Source organism: Psychrobacter sp. Ps6, from assembly GCF_022129235.1.
Taxonomy (GTDB): Bacteria; Pseudomonadota; Gammaproteobacteria; order Pseudomonadales; family Moraxellaceae; genus Psychrobacter.
Map to the genome: position 1 here is coordinate 122053 of NZ_JADQAI010000002.1, position 22517 is coordinate 144569.

Genomic DNA, 22517 nt, shown 5'->3' on the forward strand with positions numbered 1-22517 from the left:
CTTCAAAAACCCTTACATGATTATAGTACCGCAAAGATTTATGAAACTTAAAGAAAGGTAACTATTTAACTGGTACGTTGGTTTTAAAGAAAATAATTTTTTGAAGAGTGTCGCTTTTAAGTTATGGGATTGCTGTTCATTGATTGCTAAAAAATGAGTCGTCTTAATTAGCTGGTTGTTCTAATTAGCTGGTTATTTTAATTAGTCGATTGTCTTAATTAGTCGACAACACAGACGACTCATATTTGATTATACCAATCGTGCGCTAGCAAGCTCAGTCAGCTGATACAGACCTTGACGATAGCGATTGTCAGGTAGTGTGCTGAGGGCTTGTTGTGCGAGCCTAGTTTCTTCTAAAGCGCGCTGTTTGCAATAATCTAATGAGCCTGAGCTACGTACTAATTCAATCAGTTGCTCAGCATTTGGTGTTTTACCCGTTTGCACAGCGATTCGTAGCTGCTCATAACCTTCGTTGTCACTGTCTTTTAATAGTTCGAGTGCTTTGATGGTTGGCAGGGTAGGTTTGCCTTCAGCAAGATCGTCGCCTAGGTTTTTGCCCATTACGTCGCTATCGCCACTATAATCGAGCACATCATCGATAATTTGAAACGCATTACCAAAGTGCTGTCCAAAGTCGCCTAATGCGGCCATATATTCTGTTTTGTCTTGCAAAATAGCAGCACCTTGAGTCGCCATCATGAACAGGCGAGAGGTTTTGCCATCGATAATGCGTAAGTAGTCTTCTTCTGTCGCGGCAGGGTTGTGCTGATGTTGTAGCTGCAATACTTCGCCTTCAGCAATATCACAAGTCCCGTCTGAGAATACTTGTAACAATGGCAAGCTCTGAAAACCAACCAAGAGATTAAAAGCACGGGCAATCAGATAGTCACCGACCAATACAGCGGTGGCATTGTCCCATGTGGCGTTTGCCGTTGGCTTACCACGGCGCTGTCCTGACTCGTCGATCACATCGTCATGGACTAAGGTTGCGGTATGTAGCATTTCAGTAATGGCTGCTAGGTGCATCGCTTTTTCTGATGGATTGTCATCGAACATACGGGCACACAGTAGCGTAATCAGCGGGCGCATACGCTTACCACCGGCATTGATTACATGCTGAGAGACGCTCATGACGAGCTGTACTTTTGAGTTGAGACTACCAAATACTTGCTTGTCCATCACCTCAAAATCATTGGCCACGATACTTTGAATATCAGCATAGCGAGGCGTTAATTGCGGAGTGGAATCGGTGTTACTTAAAGAGGTAATAGTCATAATAAATAGTCATATTAATAAGAGTAAAGAGATTTTTTATAACCTTGACTTCATTTATCTATGGGTAAGGTATGGTTTCGCTTATCATAGCATAGCTGTCTTTGAAAATTGTTGGTTAAAGTACATCACAAGGGTAGCTCAGAGTTAGCTTGTGCGCCTATTATCATGCATAGAAGGCAGGGCAAATTGATGAAAACATTCAATAGTTTGATGGTAAGACTGTTAACGTATCACGAGGTTTTGTCGTCACATAAATGATAGATAAAAGGCTGTAAGTAACTGATTATATAAGTTATAATAGCCCCCGTTAGGCTCAAGCCATTATTTATAACCATTGCTGTGCTGGTTTTATCAGTATTGTCGTTTACGGCGGATTGGTAATTTGTAGCGTATATAACAATGCAGATGATGGTGATTTAGTGTAACCACCTTGCAAAAACAAGACGCGCGGCTTGCTTTTATAAGCAAAAAGCCGTAAAATCTTGCCTTTAATTTTTCCCTGTCGTGTTCGTCGTAAAAGCGTTGGTATAACATCAGCCACGGCACACGGGTTAAACGGAGTCATACAATGTACGCAGTAATTAAAACTGGTGGTAAACAGCACCGTGTAGTCGTCGATGAATTGCTTAAAGTTGAATTGCTAAAAGCAGAAAAAGGCGAAACAATCAAATTTGAAGACGTGTTGATGGTTGTTGACGGCGATGACGTCAAAATCGGTCAGCCTGTTGTTGATGGCGCTAGCGTAGAAGTTGAAGTTGTTGAGCATGGTCGCGGCGAAAAAATCCGTATCATCAAGCACAACCGTCGTAAGCATTATCACAAAGAGCAAGGTCACCGCCAATGGTACACCTTGTTAAAAATCAAAGCCATTAATGCCTAATTACCCGTTTAGCAATGTTTGCTAAATAGCGCACTAAATGCTTAAGAGTTGTCGCATAAGCGATAAGTCACATTAACAAGGAGATTTTCTCATGGCACATAAAAAAGCTGCCGGTTCGAGCCGTAATGGTCGTGATTCAAACCCAAAAATGCTAGGCGTAAAAATCTTTGGTGGCCAAGCTATCACAGCTGGTAACATCATCGTTCGTCAACGTGGCACAGAATTCCACGCAGGCGAAGGCGTTGGCATGGGTCGTGATCATACTTTATTTGCACTAAATGATGGTGTTGTAAAGTTTGAGACCAAAGGTAAATTTAATCGTCGTTATGTGACGGTTGAAAACGCATAATTATCCATTTAGGTCATTTTATTTTTTGAATAAAATGGTCGGATATCTAAAAAGCCCTTACTGCCTGATGGTAGTAAGGGCTTTTTGCGTCTATAAGACCTTCTTAATTAATATTGGCTTTTATTAAAGGTTTGGTCAGAAATTTTCTATAGCATAAATACTCGTCACACTTGGCTCACTGGTTTTTCATTAGCACGGTGTTAATAATTTATCATGATAAATGCAAACTTTTACCGTGTAACTGCATTGGTTACAAGTGTGTATGGCAGGCGTAGTAATGATTGCAAATCATGACTAGGCGCGTAATAAAAAAACTGGCACACTGTTGCCATTGCTGATCGATACCTGTTTTATAACAGTGAGATCGGCATCAATAGGAAAAATTTTAATAAGCTATTTTATTTTTAAGCGACTATTTTTAAAGCGATGATGCTTTTTTAGAGAGGATTACTGATGACTTTATCTACAAAAAAATCGACCAAACAAAAAATGATGACGGGTGCTTTAGCTGGTGTTCTGATGACGTCACTCGGCGTAGCAGCACCTATGATGGCATTGACTCAGTCTGCTACTGCAGCGCCTGCTGATAATATGACAGCTGCCAAGCGCCTGAACAAATTACTGACCAATACCAAAAGTATGACAGCTAATTTTAGCCAGACCACCAAAGGCGCTAGCAGTGGTACGTTTACAGGTTCTATGAGTGTCCAACGTCCCAATAACTTTCGCTGGGAAACCAAGTCACCATCAGATCAGCTGATCGTTGCCAATGGCAACTCTATGTGGATCTATGATAAGGATCTAGAGCAAGCGACTAAACAAAATGTGGACAGCCAAGTAGGTAATACGCCAGCACTGTTATTATCAGGTGATCCAAGTAAGATTGACCAAAACTTTAAAATCACTCAGCCATATAGCAATAAGAACTACTATGTGTTGTACCCAAAATCTGATAATGCCAGCTTTAAGAGCCTATCAATGAGCTTTAGTGGCGGTAAACCTGTGATGATGGTGCTAAACGATACGCTTGGACAAACGACCTCTATTAAGTTTAGTGGTATCAAAATGAACCCAAGTATTAGTAGCAGTCAGTTTAAATTTACTCCACCAAAAGGTGTTGATGTCATCAATCAATAAGGACAAGCTAATTGATGAAGCAGATCATGATGTTTTGCTATTTATCTAAGGTTGAAAGCAACTAAGATTGACAGCCCTAAGAGTGATAGCCAAATAAAAAGGACAGATCTTACGTGATCTGTCCTTTTTTATGAGCGTAATGATAGTTTGGTCAGCAGAAAAATTAAGACATAGCCCGTATGGATTCCATATCTGGCATTGGGGGCAGCTCATCTAAATGACTCAGCCCAAACGCATCTAAGAATTGCGCGGTGGTGTGAAGGAGAGCTGGGCGGCCTAAGGTCTCTTTGTAGCCTTTTTCAATGATCCACCCTTTATCAAATAGCTGGCGTAATATATTACTCGATAGCGTCACACCACGTACCTGCTCGATATCACTACGTGTTACGGGCTGTTTATACGCAATAACGCTCAAAGTTTCAAGTAAGGCTTGGCTCAAACGCTCTTGACGCTGCGGAAAAATCTGCTGAATTAAGCTGCTATAGGCATCGGAAATTTGTAGTCGGTAGCCGCTGGCTGTCTCATGTAGATTGAGCACACCAGTCTCTAACCGTCGCTCTAGCACCTCTAAGGCTTGCTTTAACGCTTTGCTAGACAATGACAAATGCTTCTTTAGTGCCTGTGCTGTCAGCGGCGCTTCTGAAGCGTGTAAGAGCACCTCGATGCGCTTACTCACATTTTCAAGAGAGGTATAATCCTCCTCAATAGAGGCAGTAGCAGCGGCACGTGTAGACTCTGCTTTATTATGCTGCTTCGGGTCGTCAATATCTACCATCTAAAGTATGCTCTTATTTTAATGTTATGTGTTCAATAACGGTCAAGCTAGGAAGTTAATTTGATGCCTGTTATGCCAACCACTGTAGTGTTAGGTCTTGGGATTGATTGTCTATATCGAATGGATCGGTATCATGTTTCATTAACGTGCTTGCATCATTATTGGGTTCTGTATAGACCACACCAACCAATTGCCGCTTGATCAGTTCAAGTACGGCGACAAAGCTTACGACCACGCCTATCTTACCTTGTGCTTTGTCTAGTAGCTCATAAAAGGAGCGGGCACCATCAGTGCTTAATTGCCTGCTAATACTAGCGATGCGATCAGAAAGTGGTACGGCATCGATTTTGATGGTATGCATTTGATAGTCTGGCTGTAGCTGCATTTTGAACAAGCTATCGATCAGCAAAGTAGGCGAGTAGCTAGGCAGCTCAGCATTCATAGCATCTTGACTGGGCATACTGACCATCGCTAAAAAAACATCGCGCTCTAAACGTACCAGATTGTCTAAGCGCTGACTGGCCACTTTGATTTGCGCGTACTCTTCTAGGCGCTCAATCAGCTCGGCTTTTGGATCGCGTTCGTCGGTAAGGGTGTCAGGTGCAGGCAATAGTAATTCGGTTTTGATCGCAATGAGCGTCGAAGCCATTAGCAAATAATCGCCTGCCAATTCAAAATGTTCGGTATCTAACTCACTGATATAGGCAAGATACTGCTCAGTGATTGGTAATATTGGCATTTGCGTCAAATCAACGTTATTTTTTTTGACCAAATACAATAAGAAATCTAACGGACCTGCAAATTGCTCTAGCCAAATCGCAAACGCTTGCGGCGGGACATAAAGATCGTCTGGTAGATGCTGTACTGGCGTCTGATAGATGCGCAGCGCAGCCGTGTTGGATGTATCCATAATACTTAATGTTCCTGGCGCACTGCCATAAATAATCCAGCACCAACATCTAACGTATGACAAATATAACGAGAATCATTGGTGAATTCTGCTAAGAACGCACAAACCTCATCACGATGAGAGATGACATTATCGACAATAAGCACACTACCTATGTCCAATGCTTTATGTAGACCTTCGATATAATCGAGATAGAATTGCCGCTCTGCATCCAAAAATATTAGGTCAAAGACATCTTCATTGCTATTTAAGAAAATAAAGGCATCTTGCACGATCAATCTAACAGAGTCAGATAGCCCCGTATTTTGCAGATGTTGGCGAGCGGCTTCACTGCGACTTTTGTCGATGTCTAGTGATATAAAGTCATATTTAGCTTGATGACGTAGACCATAAGCCAGCCATAGGGTCGAAAAACCCGTTGAAGTACCAATCTCTAGTACCTTTTTGGGCTGTCTGATCGTGGCAATATTGGCCAAAAATTCAGCAGACTCTGGCTCTACATGGCGGTGACGATTGAGTCTGTCTACTTGCTTAGAATCATACGTACTGTCAGTCTTATATAAAAACTGGCAGTACGATAAAAAATGAGTACGTTCAAAAGATTTATGTACCGACATAAATTATGTCCACCGATAACTTATGTATTACTTGAGTTTGGCAAGTGGGCGGATACCAATAGCGCGGCGCGTCTTGTCTAATTGCTTACGACTATGACGACGCGCTTTTTCTGCCCCCATTTGTAAGATTTCTTCTAGCTCTTTTGGATTGGCCATGAGCGCTTCGTAACGCGCGCGGAACGGGGCAATCTCATCATTGATTTTATCAAATAGTGTTTGCTTAGCATCACCCCAGCCAATACCTGCTGCGTATTGCGCACGCATATCAGCGATTTCTTCAGGCGTGGCGAATGCTTTATATATCTCAAACAGAGCAGAGTCATCAGGATCTTTTGGCTCATCAGGCAGCTGTGAGTTGGTGACGATTTTCATGATGGCTTTGTGCATTTGTTTTTCAGAGCTAACTTGCGGATTCGGCTCGCCAAACAATGGAATGGTGTTGCTATAACTTTTACTCATTTTGCGGCCGTCTAAGCCAGTAAGTAGTGGTATATCATTGTCTACCACTGCTGACGGTAGGGTAAAGAGCGTTTTATAACGATGGTTAAACGTACCAGCCATGTCACGTGCCATTTCAATGTGCTGGATTTGGTCGCGGCCAACAGGCACATGCGTGGCATTAAACATCAAAATATCAGCGGCCATCAATACAGGGTAGCCAAACAAACCCATGTTAATCCCTTGATCAGCATCAACGTCTTCTTTTTCCATATTGGCATCGACCGCTGCTTTGTAAGCATGAGCGCGGTTCATGAGGCCTTTGGCACATGAGGAGCTCAAAATCCATGACAATTCTAGAATCTCAGGCACATCTGACTGACGATAAAAGGTCACGCGCTCAGGATCGAGACCACAAGCGAGCCATGTCGCGGCAATGGCTTTGGTTGACTCGTGGATGATCGCAGGATCATGGCAACCAATAATGCTGTGATAGTCTGCTAAGAAGAAAAACGCATCATCATTGCTGTTTTGAATAGATTGAATGGCAGGACGAATCGCACCAACATAGTTGCCAAGGTGCGGAATGCCAGTCGGTTTGATACCAGTGAGAATGCGCTTGGCTTCGGTTGAGTTATCAGAGGTTTGGCTGTCAGAAGTACGGTTGTTACTCATGAGAAATCCGTTATTTTGTTTATCAAATTATTATAAATGTACGATCAAAGGGTCAAAATACTAATCGCAAAGTATAGCAAATTTTTCAAGCCGTTTTCTTAGCAATCATTGTCTGCTTATTTGTAAATATCAGTACGACCATTCGGCCCATGCTTAAAGCGACGATGGAACCACATCCACTGAGTCGGATCAATACGTATCAGCCCTTCTAAGACTTCATTGACCCGAGTGGCATCAGCGACTTCATCACGACTTGGATAGTTCTCAAGCTCTGGGGTGATGGTCAGGTGATAATGTGGGCGTTTACCACGTGGTAGATTGTCTGGTGTCTGCCGATAAGTATGTAGCGCCATCACAGCGGGCGGATGCGTTTTGCTGCCTAATTTTGCCATACGGCGTGATGCGGTAATCGTTGCTGCCGGCACCCCAAAAAATGGCGCCATGACCCCTTGCTTGAGACCGTAGTCCTGATCGGGAGAATACCAAATCACATGACCTGCTTTGATAGACGTGACTAAGCTACGCATATCGCGGCTAGATATTTGCTTGCCGAATATATTGGTACGACCATTATAGATAAACCAGTCCAATAAAGGATTGTTTTGTGTACGATACATACAATCGACAGGGAAGAATTGAGAACACAGTAAGCCGCCCAAATCCAGCATCGTATAATGCGCACCCAGCAAAATAACCGGACGCTGCTCGTTTTGCGCATTAACAAGATGCTGTAATCCCGAAATAGATACTGTTCTGGTAAATATATTTGGACGGAACCAAGCACATAGGGTTTCAAACACGCCAATGCCTTGATTGACAAAGACTTGCTTGGCCATCAACTCACGTTCAGCTGCTGGCTTTTCTGGAAACGCCAGCTTTAGATTAATCAGAGTGTCACGCCTACGTGAGCCTGCAGCTTTATAAATCAATATGCCGAGCTTACGACCTAGCCAAAACTGCCAACGTAGCGGCAGATATATCATGGGTAATATCATCAAGAACAATAACCAAATACCCCAATACTTCGGCAATAAAAACTGCCATTGAAAGGGCTTGTTTTTTGCTTGCGCAGTACGCTTGTGATTTTGCATAATCGTTGGGGTGCCCGCAGGTATGGCAGGTGATTTAGTAGACTGCTTGGTACTAGGCGGTACGCTACTATGGTTAGATTGTTTACTGGGATCGTATTGTTCTGGCGCTTTCATAATATCCTTCTGCCGCACCGTATATCACATTGCAGCTAATGATGAAAAGTTATTGATATGATGGGGTAGGCTCAAACGCTTTGCAAGTGAGAATGTTTATAAGGTTTTTACTTTGCAGTGTTAATATAAAGTACGTATATCGATAGCTATTGCAATGAGAGGTAGTCACACAACCTATAGGCCAATCAGCAGGCATAAAAAAACCTTACAAGCTGTGACCAGCTTATAAGGTTTTGCAAAACGCTTCTCTTACTTGAGTTTGCTACCATCGCTCCGAGAAAAAGACAACAGTAGCAAAAAGATAAGAAAGTGCTTTGATTAACGTTTTGAGAACTGTGGACGTTTACGTGCTTTACGTAGACCCAGTTTCTTACGTTCAACTTGACGTGAATCACGAGTAACAAAACCAGCTGCTTTTAGGGCAGGCTTCAAAGTTTCGTCAGCTTCGATCAATGCACGTGTGATGCCGTGGCGGATTGCGCCAGCTTGACCACTGATACCACCGCCTGCAACAGTGACATATAAGTCATACTGGTTAGCAGAGTCTAGTAGTTCTAATGGTTGACGAACAACCATGCGTGAAGTTTCACGGCTGAAGTATTCGTCTAGTGGCTTACCGTTAACAACGATACTACCAGTACCTTTTGATAAAAAGACACGAGCAGTAGACGTCTTGCGGCGACCAGTTCCGTAATTGCGTTCCATAAGTATATCCTTAGATGTCTAGTTCTTTAGGTTGCTGTGCAGTATGTGGATGTTCAGTACCCGCATATAGTTTCAGCTTCTTGATCATCGCATAGCCAAGAGGGCCCTTTGGAAGCATACCCTTAACTGCTTTGTGTAGAACATCTTCAGGCTTATGTGCAATCAGCTTTGTGAAGTTGGTTTCTTTAATACCACCTGGGTAGCCGCTGTGACGATAGTACTTTTTGTCTTGTGCTTTCTTACCCGTTACCGCGATTTTTTCTGCGTTGATGACAACAATGAAGTCACCAGTATCTACGTGCGGAGTATAAGAAGGCTTGTGCTTGCCACGTAAGCGACTAGCGATTTGAGTGGCTAAGCGACCAAGGGTTTTGCCGTCAGCATCTACGACATACCAGTCATGGGTCACTTCAGCTGGTTTTGCACTAAGTGTTTTCATGATAAAACCTTAAAATTAGAATTCGTTGAGAGTTTAGCTGGGAACGGGGCTCTCAAAAAACAGACTGCACATTATAAGCAGTAGCGCCTACGCTTGCAAGCTGCATTGGGGTTTATTTTCGCCTTTATACATTAAACTGCAGCGTTTGGCCAGTTTTTAAGCGGTTTTAAACATTTTTACAGGTATTGAATGGTTTTACTAAATATTGCTTATTACACAATAGCTAACGATGCTTTTAGATATTGCTGTGCAATTATGACGGTGACAGCTGATAAAGTCCAGCGACAACTTGTCCAACTTTGGTTTGTTTCAAGCATTCAAAGCGGATTGTCTGCTGAGTTGTCTCTAGTTGGGCGTTCTGATTTTCATTAAGCCTTTTTTCTAGTTGCTCAAGCTGAGGTGTTAGATCTTTATCCGCTTCTAAATAAATCAGCGTTGATTGATCAATCAATGCGTTGGTAATCAGCGTACTCAAAATAGGCTGCCATAAATCCTGAGCATAAGGGGGATCGATGAAGACAATGTCAAAAGGGCGCTCGATCAGTTGATTTTGACTCAGTACTTGCTCAGCAGTACCAGTGATGACTTGATAAGTAGCTGCATCGAGGCGTAGCTGCTCGGCACTCTGACGCAGCATATTACTCTGTACAGTATTCATTTCAATAAAAGTAGTATGCGCCGCACCTCGGGACAACGCCTCAAACCCTAATACGCCGCTGCCCGCACAGCTATCGAGCACGCGTGCACCATGAATATCAGCCAGTAGCCAGTTAAATAGCGTCTCTCGCAGGCGGTCGGGCGTTGGACGTAAGCCATCTGCATCGATGAATCTGACAATACGGCGCTTGAACTGCCCACCAATGATACGCACATCACCGGCTGCGGCACTTTTTGCTTTAGGGTTCTTTTTTGCTGCGCGCCCGCTCGTGGGTTTTTTCATGCTAGAGTCTCTGTTATTATCTCTTTGCTGAGGCGTCTCTACTTATTAGACATGACGTTAATGATTAGAAATGTCTATTAAAATATTAAAATGTCGCTATTCAGAGGTGGCTGCTGCTGTTTGTGCTTCTGCTGCTGCTTCCTGTTCTGCTAATGCTTTTGCTTCTTTTTCACGCAAGGCATCCTTCATGGCTTTTTCAAAAGCCTTTTGACGCTTGATGACTTTGAGCTCATCGGCTGAAGGGGGTAATATCGGATCAGTTTTGCGTTGTAGCATCCAGTAGTCAAATAGAGCACGGCCAATAGGAGCGGCAGTCGTACTACCACCGCCACCGTTTTCGACCAATACAGCAAGTGCAATCTGCGGATCTTCTACGGGCGCAAAGCCATTGAACCACGCATGATCCCAATGACGCTTATCGATTGCCGATTTATCGTAGCGTTTGCCTTGAGCGATAGACTTGACCTGAGCGGTACCGGTTTTGCCAGCGATACGATAGCGCGGGGTATAGATGCCGCGACCTGTGCCGTTTTCTACCACGCTTTCCATCGCAGCATGCATACGTAGCCAGTCAGAAGGCTGACCGTTGTATTCAATTTTGCCATCTGGTTTGGTGATCACTTTTACCTCTGCCGCGCCGTCGCTGCTTTTTAGCAAATGCGGGGTAATATGATTTCCTTTATTTGCGGTCATGGCTGTGGCGTTGGCAATCTGTAGTGGCGTTGCCAAGAAGTAGCCTTGTCCAATACTGACAGAGATGGTTTCACCCGGTAGCCAGTCTTTATCGTAAGTGTCTTTTTTCCATTTCGGTGATGGCATAATACCTGATTTTTCATTAGGAAGATCAATGCCTGTCTTGTTCCCAAAACCAAAGCGCACCATCCAGTCGTGCAAGCGCTGGATACCCATCTCATAAGCCAGTTTATAATAGTAAGTATCAACCGACATTTGGATAGATTTTTTCAAATCAACCGTACCATGACCCCCGCGCTTCCAGTCACGGAAACGATGGCTGTCTCCTGGTAAACTAAAATAGCCAGGATCATAAATAGTACTGTTCCAATCTCGCAAGCCGTAGTGAATACCGCCTAGACCCTCAAATGGTTTGATGGTCGAGCCAGGTGGATATGTCCCTTGGAGCGCACGATTATATAGTGGCTGATCAATGTCTTCCCGCAGCGCATCATAGTCTTTGAAGGAGATGCCTGAGATGAAAGGGTTTGGGTCATAGCTTGGGTTACTGACAAATGCCAGCACGTCGCCGTTTTTGGGATCTATTGCGACGATTGCACCGCGGCGTCCATCTAGTTGTTGCTGGGCGATCTTTTGTAGCCCGTAATCCAAGCTCAACGTGATATCGTTACCAGAGGTAGGCGGTTTGGTGTCCAATTGACGCAAGATATTGCCGTGAGCATCCGTTTCTACCGATTGATAACCGGGCTGGCCAAGCAAAATATCTTCGTAATAGTCCTCGATACCAATCTTACCGATCAGGTCAGTACCTGCATAGCGGTCCTTATCAATACGCTTAGACTCTTTATCGTTAATACGGCCAACGTAACCGATGACATGAGCAAATAGCTCATCATAAGGGTAATCACGCGTCAGCTTACTTTGAATAGAGACACCGCGAAAGAACGGCTTACGCTCACTAAATTGAGCCAGCTGCGCCTCTGTTAAATCGATTTTGATGGTCACAGGGTCGTTTTTGTTTTTGCTCAAGCGCGCCAAAATATCTGTGATGTCTTCTTCTGTGAGATCAAAGATGGGGGCTAACAAGTTTAAGGTGCGCTCAGGGTTGTCAATCTCGTCAGGACTCAACATCGCAGTAAAGACTGGCTGGTTATCCGCCAAAATGATTCCGTTACGATCATAAATATAACCGCGGCTAGGCGGTGCAGATATTAGCTTGATACGGTTGTTGTCTGCCTGCGTGGTGTACTTATCATGAGCGTAGACTTGCAAATAACCATAACGCGTTATCAGGCCGCCCAAACCCAGCAATATTAAAATCCCAAAGATAATAATACGGTTGGTAAAGGTACTGTTGACCTGTTCGGTATTGGGAGTTAGCGGTTTATTCATAGAAAATCAGAGCCCAATCGGTCAGTGAGTCAATAAAAGCAGGATACATGGGCGGGTTAGTTAACCAAAGTGCGGTGAGTCTAAAGGATAATACAAAGGATTTCAATCACATAGCGCTATATGATCTAAAATCAACGTGCATCGATTTGTACGTAGATGGCGTCTATCGTTTGACTACAAATTATAACAGAACAAATGAGAAGGCGCAGTACTCAGCCACTTATTTTGTTGTGGCCATACGCTATATAAGCGATGAGCTATATTGATCCCTTTATTATCAGATGCAGGGCATAAAATGTGTCATCTTTAGTCACAACTTGCCAAGGGTCTACATGTGCTAATAAATGGCAAGTATGCTAAAATCAGGCGATTTATTTATAGCAGTTATTATGGGCAGAGCGTCTTTTTGAAACGTTCTAATTTTGCTAATGGCTTGTTATCGGTAACGACAATATTAGCAACGACAATCAACCTGTCAGGAACTAGAGAAGTCATGGACGTAAATTCATTGTGGCAGACGATAACTGAGCACCCAGAGTTTTTTGCCATGCTGACCATTCCACCAGTGACGGCATTCGTGACTTGGGTACATGTGTGGATGGCGCTCAAGATGCTGTTTTATCCCATTAAGTTTTGGGGTATTCGTATTCCAAATTTCCCATTCTTTGGGTTGCCAGGTATCGGCTGGCAAGGTATTGTCCCACGTAAAGCGGGTAAAATATCGGGTGTTATCGTTGATCAGACATTGTCAAAGCTCGGCTCATTAGATGAGTTTTTTAAAGCGATGGAACCAGAGCAAATGGCGCTATTTGTCACTGATACGGTTGACAAAAACCTTGAGCCGTTGATTGATGAGATTATGCTCGATCATTCACCCGCATTATGGGGTAACCTACCTTATGCTCTAAAACGCCGTGTCTACGCTCAAGCCCATAAAGAGCTGCCTAGTATTATGCAGTCGCTGGTGACAGATTTGACCTACCATGTCGAAGATCTGGTCGATATGCGCAAGATGATCGTTAATACAATGGAGAACGATCGTCGTCTGATGGTCAATATGTTCTTAAAAGTCGGTCAAAAAGAGATCGATTTTATTTGGCATATCAGTGCATTGATCGGGTTGGTGTTCGGTATTATCCAGATGTTTATATTTTTGGTGGTGCCGCAGCACTGGACTGTACCGTTTTTTGCCGCTATTTGGGGATTTTTGACCAATTGGATTGCCATTTGGATGGTATTTAATCCAGTGGAGCCGCATTTTATCCCGTATTTGAAGCTTTTTTCGGTACAGAGCCGCTTCCCCTTTATCAAGCCAGTCATGCCGCATATCGCAAGGTATCGTCTGCAAGGCGGCTTTATGAAGCGCCAAGAGGAAGTGTCTGAAGTATTTGCTGAGATTGTGGTCAAAGATTTGGTTACTTTAGAGAACATCATGAACGAGATGATGTACGGTGATCGCTCAGCACAAACTCGTGAATTGATGAAGTCACACTTATATACGGTACTAGAGTCACCAGTAATCAGCACGACATTACGTGTAGGATTGGGCCGCCGTGATTATGGGCAGCTGAAAAATACCATTATTGATAAATCGATTGTGGCAACGATGGTACCGCTGCGTGATCCTGAGCTCAATGAAAGTCGAGCCAGTAAAATATTTGGGCTGTTTCGCGATAGAATACGTGCACTGACGCCAAATGAGTTTCAGAACCTACTGCGCCCAGCTTTTCGTGAAGATGAAATGACCTTGATTGTTTTAGGTGGTCTGACTGGATTTTTGGCAGGGTGGCTGCATCTTGTGCTGGTATTCTTTCCCTCGATGCAGTAATACTGACATCGTAAGTAACAAAAATATCTAATAAAGTTTGGACACATAAAAGAATATAGAATCAACCACAATGAAGCATTTTGTATCAACCATTCAGATTGATACGTCACAATGATAGTAGCGGGTTTTAGGTGCTTCTACAGCTATTGAAACCTCAGTTTTTGACCGTAAACTATGACCGCATAAAGGACTATTTAGCGTTTGCCAGTGGCTCACAATGCCATCGGTGAACCCTTAATGGTATCCTAGGTAAACAAGGTTAGACCGTATGTTAATCACAGAATTGGGTTATTTTGCCTTGCTGGCCGCTTTTATACTGGCGATTTTGCAGGTGGTACTACCAACCATTGGTGTCATGCGCGACCACGTCGCTTGGCAACGTCTAGCACCAAGTCTTGCATGGGCGCAGTTTGCGGCCATGATCATATCATTTGCTGCACTGATGGCAGGCTTTTATTACAACGACTTTAGCCTCGTCTACGTCACTCAGCACTCCAATACGTTGCTGCCTTGGTATTACAAGCTGTCTGCAACGTGGGGCGGGCATGAAGGGTCGCTGCTACTGTGGATGACCATTATGGCCACTTGGTGTGCGCTGGTCTCTTATTTCAGTCGTGGGTTGCCGCTGTCCATGCGTGCGCGTGTTCTTGTGATATTGGCAGGCGTACAAATGATGATGCTAGCGATGCTGATCTTTACCTCATCGCCATTTGATCGTACCTTGCCCAATTTGCCAGTTGATGGTGCGGATCTAAACCCTGTCTTGCAAGATTTTGGTTTGATTATTCATCCACCGATGCTCTACATGGGTTATGTGGGTATGGTCGTGCCATTTGCTTTTTGTATGGCAGCGTTGTGGGAAGGGCGTTTGGATGCGGTGTGGACACGCTGGTCACGTCCGTGGGCGCTGGCGGCTTGGGGTTTCTTAACGGTTGGTATCGCACTTGGCTCATGGTGGGCCTATTATGAGCTTGGCTGGGGCGGCTGGTGGTTTTGGGATCCAGTAGAGAACGCGTCACTGATGCCATGGCTGGCGGGTACGGCATTGCTACATTCGCTTGCCGTCACTGAAAAACGCGGTGTGTTCAAAGCATGGACGATCATGCTTGCCATTTTTGCCTTTGCACTTAGTTTGCTAGGCACATTCCTCGTCCGTTCAGGCGTTATTACTTCAGTCCATTCATTTGCTGCTGACCCGACGCGTGGTCTCGTTATTCTAGCCATTCTTGGCGTGATTATCGGCGGTGGTCTGCTGATGTTTGCGGTACGTGGTTGGCGTTTGACGGTTGAGAGTCAATATCGACTGATCTCACGCGAGTCGTTCTTGGTGATTAACAACGTCATTATTTTGATTTCGACCTTGGTTGTCCTACTTGGTACGCTATACCCCATTATCGCTGACTCCTTTAACCTAGGTCAGGTATCGGTCGGCCCTCCGTACTTCAATGCGCTATTTGTGCCATTGACATGGTTGCTATTAGTAGCGATGGGGATGGGATCTAATATTCGCTGGAAACAAGACAGCCGCCCATTATTGGGTGCTGGCATGGTTATCGCTGTGAGCAGTCTGGTGTTGGCGGCGATTATCGCTTATTTTACAAGTCCATCAGCGATGCTTAATATTGGCGTTACGTTGGCAGTGAGCTTTTGGGTGCTATTATGGATGGTTGTCGACTTTAGAGACAAAACCAAGAATGCACCGAGTCGTTTAAACGGACTACGCCAGCTGCGTCTAAGCTATTGGGGTCAACAAATCGCTCATATCGGGGTGCTCGTTGCAGTTATCGGTGTGGCATTTACCAGTACGCTCAGTATTGAACGTGATGTGGCGCTGGGACCAAATGATAGTGTCAATGTCCAAGGTTATGACTTTACAGTAAAAGGCTTTAGCGAAGTAAAAGGCAGTAACTTTGACGCCACCCAAGCCGAGGTATCGGTGAGCAAAGACGGTCAAGAGGTGGCTACGTTATATCCTGAAAAGCGTAACTATATTATCAGTATGATGCCAATGACCGAGGCGGCGATTGATGCCAGCCTTATGCGCGATGTATATGTCGCACTTGGTGAGCCAATTGCTGAGGACAGCAACGAGTGGGCGTTCCGTATCTATGTTAAACCACTGATTCGCTGGATATGGCTAGGTGCGCTTATTATGGCGTTTGGCGCATTGCTCAGCATGCTAGACAATCGTTACCGTATTAAGAAAACCAGAACACCTGCGCAAATTGCCGCCAAAAAATCAGGCTTTGCTACGGTGGCAGATTTGGAATCGCAAGCTATTAAGACAGGGGGTCAGTAACATGACGACCTCAAACAATGCACCTGATAAACAGACTCAGCAAAGCAATAAGAATACCAAACGCAAAAAGTCGCTTAAGTTAGGGTTTTTGATTCCTCTAGTGATTTTTATTGGTCTGGTTGCCATGCTGTATATGCGCTTGGGTAAACCGACGGATATCGTGACGAACACAGCACTTGAGCGTCCAGTACCCGCTTTTGAGCTGCCATTGTTATCCGATACCAGTCGCATCATGACTAATGGTAACCTGCCTGATGAGCCATTTTTGATGAATATCTGGGGATCATGGTGTCCTACTTGTATCATCGAGCATCCTTTCTTAATGAAATTGGAGGAGCGCGGTGTGAACTTGGTAGGTGTCAACTACAAAGATGACATTGGTGATGCACTCGGATACCTGAACAAAGGCGGCGATCCTTTTTCGATGTCTATTCAGGATCTATCGGGGCAGTTTGCTTTAGATTTGGGCCTGACTGGCGCGCCTGAGACTTTTGTGGTCGATGGTGAAGGGGTTATTCGTCAGCATATTATCGGTGAGGTCAATGAGAGCAACTGGCAAAGCCGTATCGCGCCTTGCTTGATGGTGCTTAATGACGCCAATAATAATGGCGTCAGTTTAGAGCCAAGTCAGGTTGAGGAGGCGTGTCAATGATAGCCTATCAAATAAAATCCGTTACGATAAAATTAGCAAGCTTGCTTATCGCTTGTCTACTCAGTATGGCTAGTTTTGCTGCTATCGACGTCTATGATTTTGACTCTGTACAGCAAGAGGCACAGTATCGTGGCCTTATCGAAGAGCTACGTTGTCCAAAATGTCAAAACCAAAATCTAGCAGGCTCTGATGCCCCAATTGCCCAAGACTTAAAGCAAAAAACCTACGATTTGGTCAAAGATGGTCGTAGCGATGGTGAGATTCGTGCCTACATGCAGGAACGTTATGGCGACTTTATCAGCTACAAGCCACCAGTGCGTCCTTCAACGTGGATTTTATGGTTTTTCCCACCATTGTTGCTCATCATCTTGTTAGTAGGTTGGTTTTGGCAAAGCAAACGACGTCAGCTTGTTGCCAGTGGTGCAAGCGGCATGACAGCAGACAGTACCGCTGAGGCGCTGACTGTTGCCGAAAAAGCGGAGCTTGAGCGCTTATTATCACGTGCTGATAATAAAGACGATCACGATATTACAAGCCTTGGGGGCAAAAAATGACCATATTTTCTACGGTTGGCTTATTTATTGCGCTGAGCCTACTTACCGCCTTATTGCTTGCTGTTATAGCTATCAAACCATGGTTGAGAGCACCGCGTACGCATAGTAAGCCTTTGGACAATCAGCTATTAGATATCAACGTTGCCGTATTTCGTGAGCGACTAGCAGAGCTGAAAACAGATAAAGACAACGGCATCATTGATGACCATCATTATCAAAACCAAAAACTTGAGCTTGAACGCCAGCTTTTGGATGCTCAGCGTGAAGTCGCACCTATGGTCACGCCTGGTATCAAGAGCCGACTGATTATTGTCGTCTGGGTGCCCGTATTAGCCGCTATGGCGTACTTGATGGTCGGAGATCGCACGCCTGTATTTGAGCTTTGGGCGAGCGAAGACAAAGTTGGTCAAGTGGCGGATGATTTATTAACTGGCAAGATTGACCAGCCGCCTGCTTGGGCGATCGAAGATGGCAATCAGCTGATTAGTGCCATGCAGACCAATGTCTATCGCCATGCGTATGATTACAACCGTTGGATGCGCCTATCAGAGTTGTTCTTATCATTAGAGGCGACCGATTCAGCACTAGAGGCCTTATCACGTGCTTATCGTTTGTCACCTGATAATGAAGAGATTGCGATTACTTACGCGCAGATTAATTTCTTTGCTAATAAGGGTCAGCTAGACGAAAATAGTCGCCGAGTGCTAGAAACGGTATTGGCCAAAAACCCACAGCATGAAGGCGCGCAAATGCTCATGGCAATGGGTGAAGCACGAGCGAATAACTTTGATCAAGCACAAGGCTGGATTAAGCGTTTGCGTGATAGCATCTCGGCCAAACCAGGCGATCATACGCAGGCGCTATCAAGCCTAGATGAGCTCAGTGCCAATGTGACCATGCAGCAGCAACAAGCCTCTGAAGGCATTGAGGTGAACGTTAAGATCAACTCAAGCCTACTGCCACTGGTCAAAGCGGATGACGTGCTGTTTGTGGCGATTCGTGATGTGAATGGTGGCCCGCCATTTGCAGCTAAACGTTTACCAATTACTGCCATCAAACAAGGTGAAGCTACTATTAGCCTAAGTGATCTTGATGCCATGATGCCAGGGCGTACCCTAGGATCTGCTCGATCTGACAAAGTACAGTTAGCTGTCATCGCTCGTATTAGCCATAGTGGTACAGCAATCGCAGAATCAGGAGACCTATCAGGCAATCCTGTGGTGATTAGTGCCGATCAAAACCAGGCTAATGTAGAAATCAATCAACAAATCCCCTAGTATTGGGATATGTTATTGTCAGCATTTGTCGTATCAATGCTGTTGCCCACAAAATGGTGCAACAGCGTTGTATGAACAGCTAAGTCATGGCAACTTATGACCATAATCATGAAAATACTTGAGGTTTGCAAGGTCACAAGGTAAGGTATCTCTGCAATCCGCCAATCCCTAAGTTTTATTAATTCTAAAATCCCACTCAATTCAGGAGAGTCGTGTAATGATGCGTATTATTTTGCTAGGTCCACCAGGCGCCGGTAAAGGTACTCAAGCCCAGTTTATTTCTAAAGAATATGATATTCCGCAGATATCAACGGGTGATATGCTACGTGCTGCAATCAAAGAAGGCAGCGAGCTTGGCAAAAAAGCCAAAGATATCATGAATGCTGGTGGTCTGGTTTCTGATGACCTCATTATCAACCTAGTGAAAGAGCGTATTGCTAAGCCTGATTGTGCCAACGGTTGTATCTTTGATGGTTTTCCACGTACTATTCCACAAGCGCAAGCACTTGCTGATGCTGATGTTGCCATCGATCACGTGGTAGAGATCAGTGTGCCTGATGATGAAATCGTAAACCGTTTGTCTGGCCGTCGTCAGCATCCAGGTTCAGGCCGCGTTTATCATGTTGATTACAATCCGCCAAAGCAGGAAGGTATCGACGACGTGACTGGTGAAGCGCTTATCCAGCGTGAAGACGATCAAGAAGCGACCATTCGCGACCGTCTATCGACTTACCATGAGCAAACATCTGCATTGGTTGGTTTTTATCAAGAAAAAGCCGCCGAGGGCGCAGATTCGCCAAACTACGATAAGTTTGATGGCACGCAAGACATCGAAGCGGTTAAGCAGCAAATTTTGTCTGCACTAAAAGGCTAAGATATCCTCAATATTTAGTCCATTTGTATAAAAAAGACCTCGACTTTGAATAGTCGGGGTTTTTTTATTTGAAAGTCACAGCTTTTAGTCAATATTTGCGTAGCGCGAGATAAAATAACCAGTGTATAGTTAAATATAAATCGTCAATTTATTATTAATGGAACAGATGTGACATGGATAAACCAACACTAAATATCATATTTCATCCTGATCTCATAAAGCCACCCTTTGCATCTGAAGTCTTTTCAATATTAAAAGAGACAGTGATTTGGAACAAGCAAATGACTTCTAGGTATACAGAAAGCTTTGGTCTTTCTTATCATTATTCAGGAATGAGTTATGATGAGAAAAAGATGCCAAAGATTATTCAAGAGATAGCTTTGATCATAGCAGGGGTAGTTGGTTATTTACCGAATAATTGCTTAGTGAATTACTATCTAGATGGTAGTAGTAAGATGGGCTTTCATTCAGACGATACGAATCAGTTAGCTGATGGAACAGGTGTCGCTATTTTGTCGTTGGGGGTGACTCGAGATATGCTCTTTAAGCACAAATATTTTGAAGATATTACGGAGTCTTTTCATCTTACGAATGGAACGTTAATATATATGAATGATAGTATTCAAAAAGAGTGGTTACACTCGATTCCTAAAAGTGACACTCAGTCAGGCAGAATCAGTCTTACCTTTAGAAAGTTAATAAGGTGATGACTAAAAACTAATTATATCTTAAAAATAAAAAAGCCACTTACTCATTATGAGTAAACGGCCTTTTATCAAATATACGACTCGTAGAGCTCATATATTTTTGGTTAGCGCTTAAGCATTACCTTGGGCATCAACTTGTGCTTGTTGCTGGCTTTGTGCATACGCTTGATCAAAGTTCACAGGGGCAAGCAATAGCTGCGGGAAGCTACCGCGCGTCACGATGTCACTGATAACTTCACGGGCATATGGGAACAGCACGTTAGGGCAGTATGCACCTAAGATTTGACCAATTTGATCTTCTGGAATATTTTTTAGCAAAAAGATACCTGCCTGATGTACTTCAGCGATGAATGCTGCTTCTTCCGCATTTTTTGCGGTTACGCTTACAGTCAAGATGATTTGATAATGATCATCATCTAATTTTTCAGCGTTGCTAGACAGGTTGATATCAAGCTCTGGGTTCCACTCTTTGGTGAATACGCTAGCACCTGGGACTTCAAGTGACATGTCCTTTACATAGATACGTTCTAGTGCCAATTGTGGTTGTGCTTGTTCTTCAGCCATGATAAATCCTCTAAAATTAAATCAAGTGATGGGGCAAACGATCATATTAATAAAAAGTCATTGTAATATAAATCGAAACGCAATCTCGATATTTTTTAGCATTGCTTTTTATTGATATGCTTTAAGCTAAGATTGTCTATCTTCACACAAGTAAAGACAGACAGTAAAGCAAGGTAGCAGATTAACCCGCTAATAGCTCGTCAAGTTTGCCTTGTTGGTTCATTTGGTTAAGCTCATCAAAACCGCCGACAAAGGTTTCACCAACGAAAATTTGTGGCACAGTACGGTAGTTATTGGTTTTTTTCATGAGTGCTTGACGATCTTCGCTGCTCATGTCGTGCATGCCGATTTCTTCGTAATCAACGCCTTTGGTTTTTAGTAGTTGTTTGGCGTTTGAGCAGTATGGGCAGATAGGGGTTGTATAAACTTTAACAGATACAGTCATGGTAAGTCCTTATTTATAAATTTATGAGATAACAAACTTATTATAGATAGCCTGATAAATTATCATAGTCTAAGTATTGGTAGAATCTGTTATCAATGAGTAAAGTGCACATGTATTCGATTATGCTCATACTAAAGTGGGGATGAGCATGACAAATTCAAGCCGTCTTAGTTTAAAACCCTTGGTAGCAGTATAGACAGGATATAAAAAAAGACACCTATTGCTAAGGTGTCTTTTTATTTTGCTATCGTTAATCAGATGCTGTTTTTAGTCAGAAGCTATATTTCAGCCAATCTACTATTTGCTTAAACTAGGCTTGGTCTTAGCTTTGTTTTTTGACTTGGCATCTTTGACACCAACCAATGGCATACCAGCGCCTTGCCAGCCGCCAATACCGCCTTCTAAGCGATACACACTGTCTTTACCAATCATCTGAATCGCAGCGCCTGCTTGTACGCCCATGTCGCAGATGATAATCACTGGCTGCTCAATCGCACGAATCTCTGCTAAGCGGTCTTTGAGGTCAGTGAACGGTATGTTGCGGCTGCCTTGAATATAGCCTGATTCAAACTTCTTCTTGGCGCGAATATCGATCAGCTGCGCATTTTGAGAGTTGACCATCATGCCAAGGGTGTTGGGCGATATTTTCCTACCGCTACGTTTGTTTTCAATGGTAAAAAACAGGATAGCAAGTACGGCTAATATACCAAATAAAAACGGGTGGTTGCCCACAAATTCCAGCGCACGATCCAAACCATACCTCCAAAAAAATAAGTGTTCTATTGAGCTGAGAAGCCAGCCCAATGATATTGAACAAGGCGCTATTATACCGATAAGGTCATCTATAGTAAACGGGCGATGACACGGTCAATAATCAAGCTATCATT

The 22517-nt window shown here is 43.8% G+C and carries 23 protein-coding genes; 10 read left to right on the top strand and 13 right to left on the bottom strand.

The window, feature by feature from the left end; genetic code table 11:
* Positions 1–249: 249 nt before the first annotated feature.
* Positions 250–1275: a polyprenyl synthetase family protein gene (locus I3255_RS03130; protein WP_238036751.1), complete on the bottom strand. Its 1026-nt coding sequence runs from the start codon at positions 1273–1275 to the stop codon at positions 250–252.
* 568 nt (positions 1276–1843) lie between these two features.
* Here I3255_RS03130 and rplU point away from each other — a divergent pair.
* The 3 genes from rplU to lolA all read left to right on the top strand — a co-directional run bounded on the left by rplU (position 1844) and on the right by lolA (position 3641).
* Positions 1844–2155: a 50S ribosomal protein L21 gene (gene rplU, locus I3255_RS03135; protein WP_058025937.1), complete on the top strand. Its 312-nt coding sequence runs from the start codon at positions 1844–1846 to the stop codon at positions 2153–2155.
* A 91-nt stretch (positions 2156–2246) separates the two neighbouring features.
* A complete protein-coding gene (rpmA, locus tag I3255_RS03140) occupies positions 2247–2504 on the top strand; it encodes a 50S ribosomal protein L27 (protein WP_058025936.1) in 258 nt (85 codons plus the stop codon).
* A gap of 453 nt (positions 2505–2957) precedes the next feature.
* Positions 2958–3641: an outer membrane lipoprotein chaperone LolA gene (gene lolA, locus I3255_RS03145; protein ID WP_238036752.1), complete on the top strand. Its 684-nt coding sequence runs from the start codon at positions 2958–2960 to the stop codon at positions 3639–3641.
* A gap of 163 nt (positions 3642–3804) precedes the next feature.
* Here lolA and scpB read toward each other — a convergent pair whose 3' ends face one another.
* From scpB to mrdA, 9 genes are all read right to left on the bottom strand, one after another.
* Complete coding sequence (scpB, locus tag I3255_RS03150; protein WP_238036753.1) at positions 3805–4416, bottom strand: SMC-Scp complex subunit ScpB; 612 nt, start codon at positions 4414–4416, stop codon at positions 3805–3807.
* 70 nt (positions 4417–4486) lie between these two features.
* A complete protein-coding gene (locus tag I3255_RS03155) occupies positions 4487–5326 on the bottom strand; it encodes a segregation/condensation protein A (RefSeq protein WP_238036754.1) in 840 nt (279 codons plus the stop codon).
* Between the two features lie 5 nt (positions 5327–5331).
* On the bottom strand, positions 5332–5943 hold the full coding sequence (locus I3255_RS03160; protein ID WP_238036755.1) for a class I SAM-dependent methyltransferase: 612 nt from the start codon (positions 5941–5943) through the stop codon (positions 5332–5334).
* Between the two features lie 27 nt (positions 5944–5970).
* On the bottom strand, positions 5971–7056 hold the full coding sequence (locus I3255_RS03165; protein ID WP_238036757.1) for a tryptophan--tRNA ligase: 1086 nt from the start codon (positions 7054–7056) through the stop codon (positions 5971–5973).
* A 116-nt stretch (positions 7057–7172) separates the two neighbouring features.
* Positions 7173–8261, bottom strand: coding sequence for a lipid A biosynthesis acyltransferase (locus I3255_RS03170; protein ID WP_238036760.1), 1089 nt, complete (start codon positions 8259–8261; stop codon positions 7173–7175).
* A 318-nt stretch (positions 8262–8579) separates the two neighbouring features.
* A complete protein-coding gene (gene rpsI / locus I3255_RS03175; protein WP_058025929.1) occupies positions 8580–8966 on the bottom strand; it encodes a 30S ribosomal protein S9 in 387 nt (128 codons plus the stop codon).
* A 10-nt stretch (positions 8967–8976) separates the two neighbouring features.
* On the bottom strand, positions 8977–9405 hold the full coding sequence (gene rplM, locus I3255_RS03180) for a 50S ribosomal protein L13 (RefSeq protein WP_201598506.1): 429 nt from the start codon (positions 9403–9405) through the stop codon (positions 8977–8979).
* A gap of 253 nt (positions 9406–9658) precedes the next feature.
* The gene (gene rsmD / locus I3255_RS03185) at positions 9659–10345 is read right to left on the bottom strand and encodes a 16S rRNA (guanine(966)-N(2))-methyltransferase RsmD (RefSeq protein WP_238036763.1); all 687 of its coding nucleotides are present in this window, start codon (positions 10343–10345) and stop codon (positions 9659–9661) included.
* A gap of 96 nt (positions 10346–10441) precedes the next feature.
* Positions 10442–12430: a penicillin-binding protein 2 gene (gene mrdA, locus I3255_RS03190; RefSeq protein ID WP_238036767.1), complete on the bottom strand. Its 1989-nt coding sequence runs from the start codon at positions 12428–12430 to the stop codon at positions 10442–10444.
* Between the two features lie 493 nt (positions 12431–12923).
* On the opposite strand from mrdA, the gene I3255_RS03195 reads away from it, so the two are divergent.
* The 7 genes from I3255_RS03195 to I3255_RS03225 all read left to right on the top strand — a co-directional run bounded on the left by I3255_RS03195 (position 12924) and on the right by I3255_RS03225 (position 20621).
* Positions 12924–14258, top strand: a complete 1335-nt coding sequence (locus I3255_RS03195; protein ID WP_238037220.1) for a hypothetical protein — start codon at positions 12924–12926, stop codon at positions 14256–14258.
* A gap of 268 nt (positions 14259–14526) precedes the next feature.
* Positions 14527–16557: a heme lyase CcmF/NrfE family subunit gene (locus tag I3255_RS03200; protein ID WP_238036769.1), complete on the top strand. Its 2031-nt coding sequence runs from the start codon at positions 14527–14529 to the stop codon at positions 16555–16557.
* A gap of 1 nt (position 16558) precedes the next feature.
* Complete coding sequence (locus I3255_RS03205) at positions 16559–17209, top strand: DsbE family thiol:disulfide interchange protein (RefSeq protein ID WP_238036771.1); 651 nt, start codon at positions 16559–16561, stop codon at positions 17207–17209.
* Positions 17206–17763, top strand: a complete 558-nt coding sequence (locus I3255_RS03210) for a cytochrome c-type biogenesis protein (protein ID WP_238036773.1) — start codon at positions 17206–17208, stop codon at positions 17761–17763. The genes I3255_RS03205 and I3255_RS03210 overlap by 4 nt, the downstream gene beginning before the upstream one ends.
* Positions 17760–19040 carry a c-type cytochrome biogenesis protein CcmI gene (gene ccmI / locus I3255_RS03215; protein ID WP_238036775.1) on the top strand — a complete coding sequence of 427 codons (1281 nt, stop codon included), beginning with the start codon at positions 17760–17762 and terminating at the stop codon, positions 19038–19040. Before I3255_RS03210 ends, ccmI begins: the two co-directional genes overlap by 4 nt.
* A 217-nt stretch (positions 19041–19257) precedes the next feature.
* Positions 19258–19914 (top strand): adenylate kinase, encoded by a 657-nt coding sequence (gene adk / locus I3255_RS03220; protein WP_238036777.1) that lies wholly within the window; start codon positions 19258–19260, stop codon positions 19912–19914.
* A gap of 173 nt (positions 19915–20087) precedes the next feature.
* Positions 20088–20621, top strand: coding sequence for an alpha-ketoglutarate-dependent dioxygenase AlkB (locus I3255_RS03225; RefSeq protein ID WP_238036778.1), 534 nt, complete (start codon positions 20088–20090; stop codon positions 20619–20621).
* 111 nt (positions 20622–20732) lie between these two features.
* Here I3255_RS03225 and secB read toward each other — a convergent pair whose 3' ends face one another.
* The 3 genes from secB to I3255_RS03240 all read right to left on the bottom strand — a co-directional run bounded on the left by secB (position 20733) and on the right by I3255_RS03240 (position 22383).
* On the bottom strand, positions 20733–21185 hold the full coding sequence (secB, locus tag I3255_RS03230) for a protein-export chaperone SecB (protein WP_238036780.1): 453 nt from the start codon (positions 21183–21185) through the stop codon (positions 20733–20735).
* A 181-nt stretch (positions 21186–21366) separates the two neighbouring features.
* Positions 21367–21630 (bottom strand): glutaredoxin 3, encoded by a 264-nt coding sequence (gene grxC / locus I3255_RS03235; protein WP_238036782.1) that lies wholly within the window; start codon positions 21628–21630, stop codon positions 21367–21369.
* 297 nt (positions 21631–21927) lie between these two features.
* Positions 21928–22383 (bottom strand): rhodanese-like domain-containing protein, encoded by a 456-nt coding sequence (locus tag I3255_RS03240; RefSeq protein WP_223333057.1) that lies wholly within the window; start codon positions 22381–22383, stop codon positions 21928–21930.
* Between the last annotated feature and the right edge of the window lie 134 nt (positions 22384–22517).

Excerpts from the sequence above, each read along its gene's own strand:
- I3255_RS03130 (WP_238036751.1), bottom strand. The coding sequence starts at position 1,275 with ATGACTATTACCTCTTTAAGTAACACCGATTCCACTCCGCAATTAACG.
- rsmD (WP_238036763.1), bottom strand. The coding sequence starts at position 10,345 with ATGAAAAAACCCACGAGCGGGCGCGCAGCAAAAAAGAACCCTAAAGCA.
- I3255_RS03155 (WP_238036754.1), bottom strand. The coding sequence starts at position 5,326 with ATGGATACATCCAACACGGCTGCGCTGCGCATCTATCAGACGCCAGTA.
- rpsI (WP_058025929.1), bottom strand. The coding sequence starts at position 8,966 with ATGGAACGCAATTACGGAACTGGTCGCCGCAAGACGTCTACTGCTCGT.
- lolA (WP_238036752.1), top strand. The coding sequence starts at position 2,958 with ATGACTTTATCTACAAAAAAATCGACCAAACAAAAAATGATGACGGGT.
- rplU (WP_058025937.1), top strand. The coding sequence starts at position 1,844 with ATGTACGCAGTAATTAAAACTGGTGGTAAACAGCACCGTGTAGTCGTC.
- ccmI (WP_238036775.1), top strand. The coding sequence starts at position 17,760 with ATGACCATATTTTCTACGGTTGGCTTATTTATTGCGCTGAGCCTACTT.
- I3255_RS03225 (WP_238036778.1), top strand. The coding sequence starts at position 20,088 with ATGGATAAACCAACACTAAATATCATATTTCATCCTGATCTCATAAAG.
- secB (WP_238036780.1), bottom strand. The coding sequence starts at position 21,185 with ATGGCTGAAGAACAAGCACAACCACAATTGGCACTAGAACGTATCTAT.
- I3255_RS03205 (WP_238036771.1), top strand. The coding sequence starts at position 16,559 with ATGACGACCTCAAACAATGCACCTGATAAACAGACTCAGCAAAGCAAT.
- I3255_RS03195 (WP_238037220.1), top strand. The coding sequence starts at position 12,924 with ATGGACGTAAATTCATTGTGGCAGACGATAACTGAGCACCCAGAGTTT.
- I3255_RS03165 (WP_238036757.1), bottom strand. The coding sequence starts at position 7,056 with ATGAGTAACAACCGTACTTCTGACAGCCAAACCTCTGATAACTCAACC.
- adk (WP_238036777.1), top strand. The coding sequence starts at position 19,258 with ATGATGCGTATTATTTTGCTAGGTCCACCAGGCGCCGGTAAAGGTACT.
- I3255_RS03160 (WP_238036755.1), bottom strand. The coding sequence starts at position 5,943 with ATGTCGGTACATAAATCTTTTGAACGTACTCATTTTTTATCGTACTGC.
- grxC (WP_238036782.1), bottom strand. The coding sequence starts at position 21,630 with ATGACTGTATCTGTTAAAGTTTATACAACCCCTATCTGCCCATACTGC.
- I3255_RS03210 (WP_238036773.1), top strand. The coding sequence starts at position 17,206 with ATGATAGCCTATCAAATAAAATCCGTTACGATAAAATTAGCAAGCTTG.
- scpB (WP_238036753.1), bottom strand. The coding sequence starts at position 4,416 with ATGGTAGATATTGACGACCCGAAGCAGCATAATAAAGCAGAGTCTACA.
- I3255_RS03200 (WP_238036769.1), top strand. The coding sequence starts at position 14,527 with ATGTTAATCACAGAATTGGGTTATTTTGCCTTGCTGGCCGCTTTTATA.
- mrdA (WP_238036767.1), bottom strand. The coding sequence starts at position 12,430 with ATGAATAAACCGCTAACTCCCAATACCGAACAGGTCAACAGTACCTTT.
- rpmA (WP_058025936.1), top strand. The coding sequence starts at position 2,247 with ATGGCACATAAAAAAGCTGCCGGTTCGAGCCGTAATGGTCGTGATTCA.
- rplM (WP_201598506.1), bottom strand. The coding sequence starts at position 9,405 with ATGAAAACACTTAGTGCAAAACCAGCTGAAGTGACCCATGACTGGTAT.
- I3255_RS03170 (WP_238036760.1), bottom strand. The coding sequence starts at position 8,261 with ATGAAAGCGCCAGAACAATACGATCCCAGTAAACAATCTAACCATAGT.